Source organism: Agromyces sp. MMS24-K17 (assembly GCF_043950245.1).
GTDB lineage: Bacteria > Actinomycetota > Actinomycetes > Actinomycetales > Microbacteriaceae > Agromyces.
The window spans coordinates 2,417,267-2,431,300 of record NZ_CP171640.1 but is presented as its reverse complement, the minus strand read 5'-3'; the positions used below and the strand labels follow the sequence as shown (position 1 = coordinate 2,431,300).

General features: G+C 72.7%; 11 protein-coding genes. 2 read left to right on the top strand and 9 right to left on the bottom strand.

Annotated features, from left to right (window positions below):
* Positions 1–12 precede the first annotated feature (12 nt).
* The 5 genes from ACGGZK_RS11040 to ACGGZK_RS11020 form a co-directional block, all read right to left on the bottom strand.
* On the bottom strand, positions 13–2,139 hold the full coding sequence (locus ACGGZK_RS11040) for a HelD family protein (protein WP_395242710.1): 2,127 nt from the start codon (positions 2,137–2,139) through the stop codon (positions 13–15).
* 223 nt (positions 2,140–2,362) lie between these two features.
* On the bottom strand, positions 2,363–3,595 hold the full coding sequence (locus ACGGZK_RS11035) for an ROK family protein (RefSeq protein ID WP_395242709.1): 1,233 nt from the start codon (positions 3,593–3,595) through the stop codon (positions 2,363–2,365).
* Positions 3,596–3,686: 91 nt separating this feature from the next.
* The gene (locus ACGGZK_RS11030) at positions 3,687–4,688 is read right to left on the bottom strand and encodes a sugar phosphate isomerase/epimerase family protein (protein WP_395242708.1); all 1,002 of its coding nucleotides are present in this window, start codon (positions 4,686–4,688) and stop codon (positions 3,687–3,689) included.
* Positions 4,689–4,788: 100 nt separating this feature from the next.
* Positions 4,789–5,967, bottom strand: coding sequence for a Gfo/Idh/MocA family protein (locus ACGGZK_RS11025; protein ID WP_395242707.1), 1,179 nt, complete (start codon positions 5,965–5,967; stop codon positions 4,789–4,791).
* A 105-nt stretch (positions 5,968–6,072) separates the two neighbouring features.
* The gene (locus ACGGZK_RS11020) at positions 6,073–7,119 is read right to left on the bottom strand and encodes a substrate-binding domain-containing protein (RefSeq protein ID WP_395242706.1); all 1,047 of its coding nucleotides are present in this window, start codon (positions 7,117–7,119) and stop codon (positions 6,073–6,075) included.
* Between the two features lie 231 nt (positions 7,120–7,350).
* On the opposite strand from ACGGZK_RS11020, the gene ACGGZK_RS11015 reads away from it, so the two are divergent.
* Together ACGGZK_RS11015 and ACGGZK_RS11010 are read left to right on the top strand one after the other, a co-directional pair.
* The gene (locus ACGGZK_RS11015) at positions 7,351–8,868 is read left to right on the top strand and encodes a sugar ABC transporter ATP-binding protein (RefSeq protein ID WP_395242705.1); all 1,518 of its coding nucleotides are present in this window, start codon (positions 7,351–7,353) and stop codon (positions 8,866–8,868) included.
* The gene (locus tag ACGGZK_RS11010) at positions 8,865–9,923 is read left to right on the top strand and encodes an ABC transporter permease (protein ID WP_395242704.1); all 1,059 of its coding nucleotides are present in this window, start codon (positions 8,865–8,867) and stop codon (positions 9,921–9,923) included. The genes ACGGZK_RS11015 and ACGGZK_RS11010 overlap by 4 nt, the downstream gene beginning before the upstream one ends.
* 58 nt (positions 9,924–9,981) lie before the next feature.
* Here the strand turns inward: ACGGZK_RS11010 and ACGGZK_RS11005 are convergent, their stop codons facing one another.
* From ACGGZK_RS11005 to ACGGZK_RS10990, 4 genes are all read right to left on the bottom strand, one after another.
* Positions 9,982–11,112, bottom strand: coding sequence for an ROK family protein (locus ACGGZK_RS11005; protein WP_395242703.1), 1,131 nt, complete (start codon positions 11,110–11,112; stop codon positions 9,982–9,984).
* A gap of 414 nt (positions 11,113–11,526) precedes the next feature.
* Entirely contained in the window at positions 11,527–12,606 is a 1,080-nt protein-coding gene (locus tag ACGGZK_RS11000; protein WP_395242702.1) for a hypothetical protein, read from the bottom strand.
* Between the two features lie 152 nt (positions 12,607–12,758).
* Positions 12,759–13,337, bottom strand: coding sequence for a hypothetical protein (locus ACGGZK_RS10995; protein WP_395242701.1), 579 nt, complete (start codon positions 13,335–13,337; stop codon positions 12,759–12,761).
* A 4-nt stretch (positions 13,338–13,341) separates the two neighbouring features.
* The gene (locus ACGGZK_RS10990; RefSeq protein WP_395242700.1) at positions 13,342–13,959 is read right to left on the bottom strand and encodes a hypothetical protein; all 618 of its coding nucleotides are present in this window, start codon (positions 13,957–13,959) and stop codon (positions 13,342–13,344) included.
* Positions 13,960–14,034 lie beyond the last annotated feature (75 nt).

Below are 14,034 nucleotides of genomic sequence, written 5' to 3'. Positions count from 1 at the left end.
GCCGACCCGCGATCAGCCGATGACGTCGCCCGCCTCGACCACGGTGAGCCGCTGCGTCGGCCGGGTCAGCGCCACGTAGAGCCGCTTCCACGTCGCCGTCGACACGGCGCGCGGCTCGGGCATGGGAGGCACGGCGACGACGACCGCGTCGAACTCGAGGCCCTTCGCGTCGTCGGGCGTGCCGACCCACAGGCGGGCGGGGGCACCGGCGGCGGCCGCCTCCGCGGCCTCGGTCGCCTGCACGTCGCGGAGCGCGCCGAGTACGCCCAGCGGTCCGATCACGCCGACCGTGCCCTCGCCCTCGGCGAGCGCGTCGGCGGCCGCTCGGGCGGCGGCGCGGCCGAGCTGCTCGGCGGCGACCCGGACGACGCGCGGCTCGTGTTCGCCGGCGCGGGCCGACGTCGGCTCGGGCGTGCCCGGGTCGAGGCGGCGCAGCACGTCGGTGGCGAGGTGCATGATGCGGCCCGGGGTGCGGTAGTTGACCGTGAGGTCGGTGCGGCTCCACCTGGGCACCTGCGGGTCGAGCAGGCCGGCCCACGTGAACGGGGCATCCGTCGCGGTGTACTGGTTCGCGTCGCCGACGAGGGTCATCGACCGGGTCGGGCAGCGGCGGATGAGCGCGCGCAGCAGCATCGGGCTCGTCTCCTGCGCCTCGTCGACGATGACGTGGCCGTAGACCCACTCGCGGTCGGCCATCGCCCGCTCGGCCGGCGACCGGCCGTCGCCGGCGGCCTGCCGGTCGGCGAGGGTCGCGGCGGTGACGATCGAGACGGGCGCGGCGAGCCGGTCCTCGTCGCCGTCGATGTCGTCGACCATGTCGAGCACGCTCTGCGCGTACGCGAGGTCGATCGCGCGATCGGCGCGGGCACGGTTCGCGGCGGCGGTCGCCGGGCGCGGGTCCTCGCCGAGCAGTTCGGCGAGCTCGTCGACGAGGGGGATGTCGGCCGGCGTGAGCCCGTGCTCGCGCGGTCGGAGCAGTGCCGACCGCAGCGCCGGGTCGAGCCCGGGGAACGCGGCATCGAGCCGCGCCGGGTCGCCGAACAGGTCGCGCACCACCTCGACGGGGTCGAGCAGCGGCCAGAGCTCGTCGAAGAGCTCCTGCACCGCGGGGTCCTCGGCCCAGTCGGCGCGCCGCTCCGAGTCCTCCATGGCGGATGCCCCGTGCTGGGCGTCCTCGAGGCGGAGGATCTCGGTCAGCAGCGCGCGCTCGAACTTCGGGCGGGCCGCGTTGTGCGGCGTGCCGCCCGAGCGGCCGCGGGTGCGGACGCGGTGCAGCAGCCGGCCGTCGAGGGTCATCGGCTTGAGGCCGGCGGGGCGCAGCACCCGGCTCCGGCCGTCGGGCACCTGGAACGCGCGCACGGTCTGCCGGAGGGCGTCGACGATGTCGAGCCGTCCCTTGAACTCCGACGCGACCGCCGACTCCGCGGCGGTCGCCGTCACGCCCGGCACGAGGGTGCCCGGCGTGACGAGCACCGCCGAGTCCTCGCCGAGCGACGGCAGCACCTGCGAGATGTACTCGAGGAACCGGCGGTTCGGGCCGACGATGAGCACGACCGACTTCGCCAGCCGCTCGCGGTGCTCGTACAGCAGGTACGCCGCGCGCTGCAGCGCGACGGCCGTCTTCCCGGTGCCGGGGCCGCCCTGCACGACGAGCGTGCCGGCGAGCGGGCCGCGGATGATCGCGTCCTGCTCGCGCTGGATGGTGCCGACGATGTCGCTCATGTGCTGGGTGCGCGGGCGGTCGAGCGCCGCCAGCAGCGCGGCGTCGGGTCGCCCGTCGCCGGCCCCGCCGTCGGGGTCGCCGAGGTCGAGGTGGAGCGGCTCGTCGTACACGCCGGTGACCGTGCGGTCGGTCGACGAGATGCGCCGCCGGGCCCGCACGCCCTCGCGGTGCAGCGGCGTCGCCGTGTAGAAGGGACGGGCCACGGGCGCGCGCCAGTCGATGAGCAGCCGCTCGCCGTCGTCGGGGTCGCTCAGCCCGATGCGCCCGATGCGGAACCGCTCGCCCTCGTCGGTCTCGACGCCGCCGAGGAGCAGCCCGTACGACGCCGTCCGGAGGCCCTGGAGGCGCTGCGCGTGATGCGCGACGAGCGCGTCGCGCTCGGTGAGGTTCAGGTCGTCGCTCGGCCGTCCGAGCATGGTGCGGAGGTACTCGGCCTCCTGCTCGACGAGGGCCGTGACGACCCCGCGGATGCGGTCGAGCGCCGCCTGTTCCTCGGCGATGGGCGTGGTGGACGTGCTGCTGCTGATGACGGGCTCCTCGTGCGACGGACCGTCAAGTCTACGCGCGCGAGGCGACCCGATCCCCTCGGGCCGCGATCGGGCGGAGCGCCGTCGGTCGGCCTCCGGAGGCGCCCGCCGGTCAGCGCGCGAAGGCCGACGCGACGACCCGGCTCGGCATCACCGTCGGGTCGCCGAGGGTCTGCGCGAACACCAGCTCGGCCGCCCCGATGAGCAGCAGCTCGTCCTGGAGCTGGGCGCCCACGATCTCCGGTTCGCTGCCGCCGCCCGGCAGGGTCGGGGCGACGCGGCGCTGGATCTCGTCCTCGCCGACGACGGCCAGCAGGTGGGCGAGGTGCCCGCCGAGGATCACGGTCCGGGGGTTGAAGATATTGACGATCGACCGCAGGGCGACGGCGAGCCGACTCACCTGCCGGTCGATCTCCGCGCCGCCCGCTCCCCCGCGCTCGCGCCAGGCCGTCGTCAGCGCCTCGCGCACGGCGTCGAGCTCGACCTCGCCGAGCCCGGCCGCCTCGACGAAGCGGTCCCGCCGCACCTCGGTCTCGAGGCATCCGGTCGCCCCGCAGTGGCAGCGCCGACCGCGGGTCGAGACCGCGGTGTGCCCGAACTCGCCCGCGTTGCCGCCCTCGCCGGCGACGAGCCGGCCGTTGATGACGATCCCGCCGCCGATGCCGCTCGCGCCGCCGTTCAGGTAGATGATCACGCCGTCGCCGCGGCCGGCGCCGAAGGTGCTCTCCGCGACCACGCCGCAGTTCGCGTCGTTGCCGACGACCACCCGCATGCCGGTCGCCTCCTCGACGAGCTGCCCGAGCGGGGCGTCGCGCCAGCCGAGGTGCGGAGCGAGGATCACCGACCCGTCCGCCTCCCGCACGAGGCCGGGGAGGGCGACGCCGACGCCGAGCACGGCGGCATCCCCGAACGCCGGCCGCATGCCCTCGATGATCGCGCTGACCACGTTGACGAACTCGCCCACCGTCGGCGTCCGCTCGTTGCGGTAGCGGACCCGGTGCAGCACGCGGCCGCTGAGTCCCACGAGCGCCACGTCGATCGCGTCGACCTCGGGGTTGACCGCGATCGCCGTGGCCTGGTCGGACGCCGCGACCGAGGGGCTCGGCCGTCCGACCTTGCGGACCGCGGCGGCGGGGTTCTCCACCACGAGCCCGCGATGGGAGAGCTCGGTCACGAGCCCGCCGATCGTCGACCGGTTCAGCCCGGTCGCCCGCGTGATCTCGGCCCGCGACAGCGGCCCGTCCCGGTGCACCAGCCGCAGCACCTGCGCGAGGTTCTGCCGCCGGATGTCGTCGATCGTCGCCCCGAGCGTCGAGCTCGGGGCATCCGTCCTCGCTCCGTCCATGCCCACCCTTTCGGAGTCGCGGTGATGAGGCGCGCCGGGGCGGCGGGCTGCTCGGCAGCCCGCCGTCCCGGCGGAACGTCTCGCCCGGCGGTCAGTTGCTGCTGAAGGCCGCGTCGAACGCAGCGGCCGGCGGCGTGATCGCGTTCAGCCGACGCACGAAGGCGAGCGCCTCCGGGGCGCCGTGCAGCCGGTCCATCCCCGCGTCCTCCCACTCCACGCTCGTCGGCCCGTCGTACCCGATCGCGTTCAGCGCCCGGAAGACCGGCTCCCACGGCACCGCGCCGTGGCCGGTCGACACGAACGTCCAGCCGCGCCGCGGGTTCGCCCAGGGCAGGTGGGAGCCGAGCACCCCGTTGCGGCCGTCGAGGTTCGTCACCGACTCCTTCACGTGCACGTGGAAGATGTGCTCCGCGAAGTCGAGCACGAACGCGACGCTGTCGAGCTGCTGCCAGACGAAGTGCGACGGGTCGAAGTTGAAGCCGAAGCTCGACCGGTGCCCGATCGCCTCGAGGGTGCGCTTGGCGGTCCAGTAGTCGTACGCGATCTCCGAGGGATGCACCTCGAGCGCGAAGCGCACGCCGACCTCGTCGAAGACGTCGAGGATCGGGTTCCAGCGGTCGGCGAAGTCGCGGTAGCCGGCGTCGATCCACGCGTCGGAGGCCGGCGGGAACATGGCGACGGCCTTCCAGATGGACGACCCCGTGAAGCCGTTGACCGTCTTCACGCCGAGCTTCGCGGCGAACCGCGCGGTGTCCTTGAGGTCCCCGGCGGCCCGCTGCCGCACGCCCTCGGGGTCGCCGTCGCCCCAGACCCGGTCGCTGAGGATGTCGCGGTGGCGCTCGTCGATCGGGTCGTCGCACACGGCCTGGCCGGTGAGGTGGTTCGAGATCGCGTAGGCGGTCAGGCCGTTGCGTTCGAGGATGTCCCGGCGACTCTGCACGTAGGCGTCGTCGTCCCACCGGGACACGTCGAGGTGGTCGCCCCAGCAGGCGATCTCGAGGCCGTCGTAGCCCCACTCGCCGGCGAGGCGGGCCACCTCCTCGAAGGGCAGGTCGGCCCACTGGCCGGTGAACAGCGTGATCGGTCGCGTCATCGCGATGGCTCCTTGCTCGTGCTTCTTGCTTCGGTGGGTTCGGTGGTTCGGTGGGTTCGCGGGTTCGGTTGGTTCGGCGGGTTCGCGGTGCGCGCCGGGCTCAGCCGACCGGCGTCCAGACGGCGTCGCGCCCCGAGCTGCGCTCGACGGCGTCGAGCACCCGCTGGAGGTGCAGTCCGTCGGCGAACGACGGGGTGGGGGCGGTGTCGGCGGCGATCGCCGTCACGAGCTCGACGACCTGGTGCGAGAAGCCGTGCTCGTACCCGAGCGTGTGGCCAGGCGGCCACCACGGCGCCAGGTAGGGGTGGTCGGGTTCGGTGACGAGCACCCGGCGGAACCCCTGCTCGAGGTCGGGGTCGGCGACGCTGTAGAGCTCGAGCTCGTTGAGCCGCTCGAGGTCGAAGGCGATGGCGCCGCGCGACCCCGACACCTCGATGGTCAGGGCGTTCTTCCGGCCCGTCGCGAACCGCGTCGCCTCGAACGTGCCGATCGGGGCGAAGCCGTCCTGCGACGCGAACCGGCCGGTGACGAGGGCGACGTCGTCGACGGTGACGGTGCCGACCCGGTCGGACGCCGTCCCCGAGAGCCCGACGCGTTCCCCGAGCAGCGGCCGCTCGGTCACGATCGTCTCGAGGATCCCGGAGACGCGCTCGAGCCGCAGCCCCGTGATGAACTCGGCGAGGTCGATGGCGTGGGCGCCGATGTCGCCCAGCGAACCGGAGCCCGCCCGGTGCTTCTCGAGCCGCCACGTCATCGGGCCCGTCTCGTCGCGGAGCCAGTCCTGCCGGTACGCGGCGCGCACCTGGCGCACCACGCCGATGCGTCCCGAGGCCACGAGGTCGCGGGCGAAGGTCACGGCCGGGACGCGACGGTACGTGAGGCCGACCATGCTGTGCACGCCGCGGGCGGCGGCGGCGTTCGCGGCGGCGGCCATCGCCTCGGCCTCGGCGACGGTGTTGGCGAGGGGCTTCTCGCAGAGGACGTGCTTGCCGGCCTCGAGGGCGGCGATCGCGATCTCGGCGTGGGAGTCGCCCGGCGTCACGATGTCGACGAGGTCGATGTCGTCGCGGGCGATCACCTCGCGCCAGTCGGCGGATGCCTCGGCCCAGCCCCATTTCGCCGCGGCCTGCTCGACCGCGGCGAGGTCGCGGCCGGCCAGCACCTGCATCGTGGGCTTCACGGGGAGATCGAAGAACCTGGGGGCGACGCGCCAGCCCTGGGAGTGCGCTGCGCCCATGAATCCCGCGCCGATCATCGCTACGCGGAGGGTGTCGGACATGTCGGCCTTTCTGTGGTCGCCGGTTCGGTCGTGCGGTGGTGGAGGTGCGGTGGCGGTGCGGTGGTCCGAGGTGCCCGGCCTGGCGACCGGGCACCTCGGGTCGGATCAGGACTCGAACGCGAGCCCGATGTACTGGTCGACGTTCTCCTTCGTGACGACCGGGGCGTCGATGACGATCCGGTTCGGCACGCTGGGCGTGATCAGGTCGCTCATGGTCTTGCCCTGGGCGATGAGGCGCGCGAGGGCGATGCCGTCGGCGGCCTGCGTCGACGGGTAGATGATGGTCGCCTTGAGCACGGAGTCGTCGGCCTCGATGGCCTCCATGGCGTTCTTCGAGCCGGCGCCGCCGACCATGAAGAACTCGTCGCGGCCGGCCGAGTCGATCGCGGCGAGCACGCCGACGCCCTGGTCGTCGTCGTGGTTCCACAGGGCGTCGATCTTCGGGTTGGCCGAGAGCAGCTGCGACGCTGCCGCCTCGCCGCCGGCGACGGTGAAGTCGGCGGCCACGCGGGCGCCCACCTCGAGGCCGCAGTCGTCGAGCGCGTCGGCGAAGCCCTGCGAGCGGTCCTGCGTGAGCGGGAGCGAGTCGATGCCGGCGATCTCGGCGACGACCGCGTCGTCGTGCCCCTCGAGTTGCTCGCAGATGTAGGTGCCGGCCGAGACGCCCATGCCGTAGTTGTCGCCGAGCACCGTGGTGCGGGCGGCGAACGGGCTGGAGAACTCGCGGTCGACGTTGATGACCGGGATGCCGGCCTCCATCGCCTTGATCGCGACCTCGGTGAGGGCCGCGCCGTCGCTGGGCAGGAGCACGATCGCGTCGACGCCCTCGTTGATGAAGGTCTCGACGGCCGCGATCTGCGCGTTGGCGTCGTTGGTGCCCTCGGCCATCCGCAGCTCGACGTCGTCGAAGCTCTCCGCGGCCGCCTGGGCGCCCGAGTTGATCGCGCCGAGCCAGCCGTGGTCGGCGGCGGGGCCCGAGAAGCCGATCACGACGCTGTCGCCGCTGGCGGCGTTCTCGTCGCTCGTGGTGCCCTGGTCGACGACGTCCTCGGCGTCGCCGCTGCTGGTGCAGCCGGCGAGGAGGCCGATCGCGAGGACGGATGCCCCGACGCCGAGCATCGCCCGCTTGGCGAGCGTGTGATTCCGTGCCATGAGTTCTCTCCTTTGAGGTGTGATTGCCGATGCGACCGATGATGCGGGGTGGGGCATCACCGTTCCGAGGTGTTTGTTTGTAGTCACATCAAATAATGCCGTGGGAACCATACCAACGCCTCCCACGGCTGTCTACATGCAGGTACGCGGTCATTCCGCGGGCTCGATGCGCGGGGATTCATGGGATGAAAGCGGAGTTCTGCGCGATGGAACCTCTGATATGTTGCGAGCATGATCAAAGTCGACCATCCAGTCGTGCTCCGCGCTCAGGGACTCCGGAAGTCCTTCGCCGGGGTGCGCGCGCTGAAGGACGTGAGCCTGGAGATCGCGGCCGGCGAGGTCCATTGCATCCTCGGCCAGAACGGCGCGGGCAAGTCCACGCTCATCAAGACGCTCGCGGGCGTCCACCAGCCCGACGAGGGCGAGATCCTCTGGCTCGGCAGCCCCGTCTCCATCCCCGACCCCGAGTCCGCCATCGAGCTCGGCATCGCCACCATGTACCAGGAGCTCGACGTCGTCGACGGGCTCACCGTCGCCGAGAACATCTTCCTGGGGCACGAGCTCGCGAGGGCCGGGTTCACCCGGCGCAGCCAGGCGTACCGCCGCACCCGCGAGCTCATGCAGCGACTCGGCCACGGCTCGATCTCGCCGAACACCGAGGTGGGCACGCTCAGCGCGGCCAACAAGCAGATCGTGAGCATGGCGCGCGCGCTGTCGCACGACATCAAGCTCATCATCATGGACGAGCCGAGCGCGGTGCTCGACTCGGAGGAGGTGAAGAACCTCTTCGCCGTCGTCCGCGAGCTCACGAACGCGGGGATCGCGGTCGTCTACATCACGCACCGCCTCGAGGAGATCCGCCAGATCGGCGACCGCATCACCGTCATCAAGGACGGCCGCAGCATGGCGCACGGGCTCCCCGTGGCCGACACCCCGACCGCCGAGCTCATCCGGCTCATGACCGGCCGCACGGTCGAGAACGTCTTCCCGCCCGCCGTGCCGTTCCCCGACGACGCCCCCGTGATGCTCGACGTCGACGGCCTGGAGTTGGCGGGCGTCTTCTCCGACGTGTCGTTCTCCGTCCGCGCCGGCGAGATCGTCGGGCTCGCCGGGCTCGTCGGCTCGGGCCGCTCCGAGATCCTCGAGACCGTCTACGGGGCGCGCCGGTCGACCGGCGGCCGCGTGGCCGTCGCCGGCCGGCCGCTCCCCCGCGGCTCCGTCGTCGCCTCGGTCGCCGCGGGCGTCGGCCTCTCCCCCGAGGAGCGCAAGAGCCAGGGCCTCGTGCTCGAGGAGCCGATCTACGTGAACGTCACGCTCTCCTCCATCTCGCGCTTCGCCCGGGCCGGATGGCTCGACGCACGTGCGGAGCGGAAGGCGACCCGGGCGCAGATCGAGGCCCTCGAACTCCGCCCGGCCGACCCCGACCGGCCCGCCGTCACCCTCTCCGGCGGCAACCAGCAGAAGATCCTGCTCGCCCGCTGGCTCGTCCACGGCACCCGCGTGCTCCTCCTCGACGAACCCACCCGCGGCGTCGACGTCGGCGCCCGCACCGAGATCTACGCCCTCATCCGCCGGCTCGCCGCCGCCGGGAACGCCATCGTCGTCGTCTCCAGCGAGATCGAGGAGGTGCTCGGCCTCGCCGACACCGTGCTCGTCGTCGCCGACGGCCACGTGCTCGACACCCTCCCCGCCTCCGCAATCGACGAGCACGGTGTGCTCGAACTGGTCATGAAAGGAGCTGCCGCGTGAGCGAGCAGACCACCCCCGCCGACGTCGTCGCCCCGTCGGAACCCCCGACCACGACCTCCGTCGTGGCGACCCCGCCCCAGTCCCCGCTCCGCCGCCTGTTCGCCGGACCGGTGGGCCGGAACGCCGGCCTGGTGCTCGCACTGCTCCTGATCGTCCTCGTCGGCGCGATCACCGCGGGCGACACCTTCTTCCAGGTGAACAACATGCTGACGATCCTGCGCCAGGCCTCGATCATCGGCGTGATCAGCGTGGGCATGACGCTCGTCATCATCGCCGGCGGCATCGACCTCTCGGTCGGCTCGGTCATGGGCCTCGCCTCGGTCGCCGCGACGCTCGCCGCCGTGCAGGACCTCGTCGCCCAGACGCACTGGTTCCTCATGATCGTCGTCGCGCTCGCGGTCGGCATCGCCGCCGGCCTCGTGAACGGCATCGTGATCGCCTACGGCAAGGTCGTCGCGTTCATGGCGACCCTCGCGATGCTCGTCGCCGCGCGCGGCCTCGCCGAGATCCTCGCGGAGCGCCGCACCCTCGTCGTCGAGAGCCGCGGCTTCATCACCTTCCTGAACGAGGACTTCCTCGGCGTCGACATCCTCATCTGGATCTTCGCGCTCGTCGCCGCGGCCGGGTGGATCATCCTCAACCGCACCACCTTCGGCCGTCGCACCGTGGCCATCGGCGGCAACCGCGAGGCCGCGCGCCTCGCGGGCATCGACGTGAAGCGCCACACCATGTGGCTCTACGCCATCGCCGGCGTGTGCGCCGGCATCGCCGCGGTGATGATCCTGGGCCGCACGACGGCGGGGACGTCGACGCACGGCCAGCTCTACGAGCTCGACGCGATCGCCGCGGTCGTCGTCGGCGGCACCCTGCTCGTGGGCGGGCGCGGCACGATCACCGGCACCGTGTTCGGCGTGCTCATCTTCGCGACGCTGTCGAACGTCTTCGTGCAGAACAACCTGTCGTCGTCGGTGCAGGCCGTCGCCAAGGGCATCATCATCGTGGTGGCGGTGCTGCTCCAGCAGCGCTTCTCGAAGCCGGCCGGGTCCCGCGGATAGCGCGCCACCCGATCCATGATCGGCCCCGTCCGGCTCCGGTGAGCCGGGCGGGGTCGCGTCAGCTCGCGGCGACGCGCTCCGCTTCGACGGCCGTCGCGGAGGCGCTCGCGGCCGCGGAGGTGGGGTCCCGGAGGATGGTGCGGAACACGAGCTCGCCCGCGCCGATCAGCACGTTGTCCTCGAGCGTCGACGACACGATGCGCACCTCGGACGCCGGCCCCGCCAGCGCCGACCGCTCGACCGCCTCCTGGAGTCGGTCGCCGGTGGCGTTCCGCAGGGCGGCCAGGAAGCCGCCGAGCACGATGACGCCCGGGTTGAAGATGTTCACGAGGTTCCGCAACGCCACGCCGAGGAAGGCGAGCTGCCGGTCGACGAGTGCGGTCACGTCGGCGCTCGTGCCGTACGCATCGCGCAGGCGCTGCTCGAGCAGTCCGGCCTCGGCGTCGCCGAGGCCCACCACGGCGAGCAGGTCGTCGCGGTTCACCTCGGTCTCGAGGCATCCGAGCGCGCCGCAGTGGCACGGCCCGCCGTCGGAGTTGACCAGCATGTGGCCGAGTTCGCCGCTGTAGCCGTTCTCCCCCGAGATCAGCTGCCCACCGACGATGACGCCGCCGCCGATGCCGCCCGCGCCGCCGTTCAGGTACACGACGTTGTCCTCGTCGACGCCCTCGCCGAACTGCCCCTCGGCGACGACCGCGCAGGTGGCGTCGTTCGCGGCCCACGTGGGCAGCCCGGTCGCCTTCGCGACCATCTCGACCAGGGGTTCGTCGTGCCAGTCGAGGTGCGGGGCGACGCGCACGATGCCGTCGCGGGCGCCCACGAGTCCGGGCACGCCGATGCCGATGCCGAGGACGGTGCCCCCGTCAGAGAGCTCGAGCCCGCGCACGAGCGCGTGGAGGGTGTTGACCGTGTGCACCGCCGAGGGCGCGTGCTCGACGTCGAAGCGGAACTCGCGGAGCACTCGGCCGCCCATCGCGACCACGCCGATCGCGATCGCATCCTTGTCGGGATGCACCGCCACGGCGATGTGCCGGGGCGAGGGACCGATCACGGTACTCGGCCGGCCGACGCGCTTGGTGTCGAGCGGCTGGGAGACGGTGACGAGGTCGAGCGACTCGAGCTCGGTGACGATGGTGGCGACCGTGGACCGGTTGAGGCCGGTCGCGTGGGTGAGGTCCGCCCGGGTCATGGAGCGGTTCGCGTGGACGAGGGAGAGCACCGTGCTGAGGTTCTGCCGTCGGAGATCCTCGAGGTTCCTCCCCTTGGATCCGAGACGCGAGGTGCCTCCGATCGGGTCCTTCATCCCACCTCCAGGTAGGTGATCTCGCCCGCGGCGCGAGGCCGGACAGGCCGTGACTGGATTTCGATGCTACTCGGATTGTCGGAATCGGGGCCGAACGCGAGCGTGGCCGGATGCCGGGTTCCGTGCTCGACTTCGAGACGGAACATGGTTGAGAGCGCTCTCACCGCGGAAATCCAGTGTAGCCCTCCGCCGGGTTCCGGGCGAGGGCTGATTGCGTCGGATGACGGACGCACGCCGTGTTTGTTGTCAATCCGTACTTAATCGGCGTCAGCGGACGACGAACCGGTTCCACAACCGTCGTCAGGCATCGACGCGGTCGGACCGCGCTGCCGCCCACTCGCCCTCGCGGCGCCCCTCCTCGCGGGCCCGTTCGACGAGCGCGGCCATCGCACGCCGGCTCCGCCGTCGGCGTGCGACGAGCCCGAGCACGATGAGCGCGAGCGCGAGGCCGACGGCGAGCTGCGGCCACGGCGGCGCCCAGGTCGTGAGGGACGCGGTCTCCGCGGCACCCGGCGCAGGCTCCCAGCTCCCGGCCGCGTCGGCGACGTCGACGGATGCCTCGATCCGGGTCGGCACGACGAGGAGCGGCCACACGTCGCGGAGGTCGACGGTCACCTGCCGGCGTTCGCCCGGGAGCAGCTCGATCGCCTCCTCGTCCACCCCGAAGGCGGCCGACGCCCCGGCCGCCTCGACCTGCCCGGTCACCGACAGGCGCGTGTTGCCCGTGTTCTCCACGGCGAACGAGACCGACATCCGGCCCGGCCGGAAGGGATTCCACGCCACGTGGTACTCGGACGCCGCGTCGGCGATCGCCAGGGCGGGCAGCAGCTCGCCCGTGACCCGCGTGAGCACGCGGAATCCGACCCGGCTCTCGACGCCGATCGTCGCGCCGCCCTCGGCCCCGACGGACGTGATCGACGCCGCGACCCCGGCCGCGTAGTCGCCCGGCACGGCCCGGTCGGGGACGGCGATCGTGAACGGCACGACGACCGTGCCGTTCGCCGGTACGGTGACGGTGCCCGGCAGGTCGATCCAGCGACCCGCCGCGGTCGACGGGGTGGAGGCGGGCAGCATGTTGAAGCGGCCGGTCTCGGTGAAGTAGCCGTCAGCGGCCGACAGGGCGAAGGTGACGTCGGTCGGGCCGAGGTTGCGGACCGCGAGGTGCTCCTCGCGGGACTCCCCCGGGTCGAGCGACTGGTCGACCCACGACCGGCCGTCCGGACCGGCGGCATCGGCGGGCACGACCGACCAGGTCACGGTGCCGTCGCCCTCGGCCGCCTCGGCGGACGGCACGGCTGCCAGGTGCGCGATCGGTGCGAGCAGCGCCGCCGCCAGGATGCCGAGCCCGGCACGCCAGGCGAACCTGGTGAGGGTCTTCATCGTCCACTCCTCGGAACTTCGGCCGAACGTCTGTATGTTGCGACTCCAGTCATATTACCGGTACGCGGCGCCGGAGCACAGTGCCCTTCCCATGGGAAGGGCGAGGACGGGGACGCCCGCAGGCTTCCCCGTCCTCGCCGTCGGGTGGGCAGTCAGGCCGCCACGCGGGACCGCCGGAACAGCAGGGCGCCGATCACCGCGAGCGCCGCGACCGCGGCGACGCCGAGGCCGGCCACCCCGAGCCAGGAACCGGCGTCCTCGACCGGCGCCGTCGCCGTGACCGCCGCGGGGTCGACGTAGTCGTCGGCGACCACGTCGGCCATCGTGATCTCGAGCAGGGCGCTGGTCTCGTACGCGACCGGATCGGTGACCCGGACCGTGATGTCCCACGATCCCTCGGGGAAGGTGCCGGGCGGCGTGCCCCAGATCCCGGAGCCCTGGCTGCCCGAGACGAGCGGCACGGGCTCGAGCACCTCGCCCTCGGCCGACCGACCCTCGACGGTCGCCACGAGCAGCGCCTCGACGGGGTGCCCATCCTCGGCGTAGGCGAAGGTGACGTAGACGCCGCCCTCGCCGTCCTGCGCGATCTGCGCCTCGATGGGACCGCCGTGCGCTCGCGCGGGAGCGACCCCGAGCACCAGCAGGAAGGCGGAGCACAGCGCCAGGAGGAGCACGAGCATCGCGCCGGCCCGGCGGTGCGACGCACCCGTCGCGATCATCGTCGACCCCATGACGTCACTCGAAGAGGGAGAGGGTGAGCGTCGAGGTGTAGCTGCCGGGCTCGACCGAGGCCGGGGTGCGCAGCTTCAGGTCGGCGGTCGCCGTCCACTGGCCCTCGCCGGCGATGGCCTCCGACGAAGCGGCCATGGCGAGGAGCTCGACGTCGACCAGGCCGCGTCCGCCGGCGTCCAGGCCGCCCGCGACCGGGTCGCCCTCGCTGACGAGGCCCGACTCGCCGCCGTCGATCAGCGCCGGCACCCAGCCCAGCAGGGACGCGGGGATCGGGGACTGGCCGGCGGAGCCCTGGAAGTCGGTCGCGCTGCCCAGCACGTACCAGAACGCGTCGTCCGGGATCTCCTCCGCGGTACGGGTGTCGGTCACGGTCACCGTGGGCAGGGTGCCGGTGAACTGGCGGACCGTGGGGGTGGTGCCGGACTCGGTCAGCTGGACCGCGCCGCCCGCGACGCTGAGGGCGAGCACGCCGGGCTCGTCGATCTCGGCGATCTCGACCGACACGTCGATGTCCTCGCCGCCGTACTGCTCCTCGGCGGACGCCGCGGTGGCGACGCCCGCCAGCACGACCGCTCCGGCCGCGACCATCGCGCACCGCGCGACGACTTCTCTCCTACGCATGGGATCTCCTTCTGGTTGCCCGGCGATGTCCGCCGGAAGTCGTTGGGTCAGGGGTGGGGGTGATGGGCGGCCCGC

Excerpts from the sequence above, each read along its gene's own strand:
- ACGGZK_RS11040 (WP_395242710.1), bottom strand. The coding sequence starts at position 2,139 with ATGCTCGGACGGCCGAGCGACGACCTGAACCTCACCGAGCGCGACGCG.
- ACGGZK_RS11035 (WP_395242709.1), bottom strand. The coding sequence starts at position 3,595 with ATGGACGGAGCGAGGACGGATGCCCCGAGCTCGACGCTCGGGGCGACG.
- ACGGZK_RS11030 (WP_395242708.1), bottom strand. The coding sequence starts at position 4,688 with ATGACGCGACCGATCACGCTGTTCACCGGCCAGTGGGCCGACCTGCCC.
- ACGGZK_RS11025 (WP_395242707.1), bottom strand. The coding sequence starts at position 5,967 with ATGTCCGACACCCTCCGCGTAGCGATGATCGGCGCGGGATTCATGGGC.
- ACGGZK_RS11020 (WP_395242706.1), bottom strand. The coding sequence starts at position 7,119 with ATGGCACGGAATCACACGCTCGCCAAGCGGGCGATGCTCGGCGTCGGG.
- ACGGZK_RS11015 (WP_395242705.1), top strand. The coding sequence starts at position 7,351 with ATGATCAAAGTCGACCATCCAGTCGTGCTCCGCGCTCAGGGACTCCGG.
- ACGGZK_RS11005 (WP_395242703.1), bottom strand. The coding sequence starts at position 11,112 with ATGACCCGGGCGGACCTCACCCACGCGACCGGCCTCAACCGGTCCACG.
- ACGGZK_RS11000 (WP_395242702.1), bottom strand. The coding sequence starts at position 12,606 with ATGAAGACCCTCACCAGGTTCGCCTGGCGTGCCGGGCTCGGCATCCTG.
- ACGGZK_RS10995 (WP_395242701.1), bottom strand. The coding sequence starts at position 13,337 with ATGGGGTCGACGATGATCGCGACGGGTGCGTCGCACCGCCGGGCCGGC.
- ACGGZK_RS10990 (WP_395242700.1), bottom strand. The coding sequence starts at position 13,959 with ATGCGTAGGAGAGAAGTCGTCGCGCGGTGCGCGATGGTCGCGGCCGGA.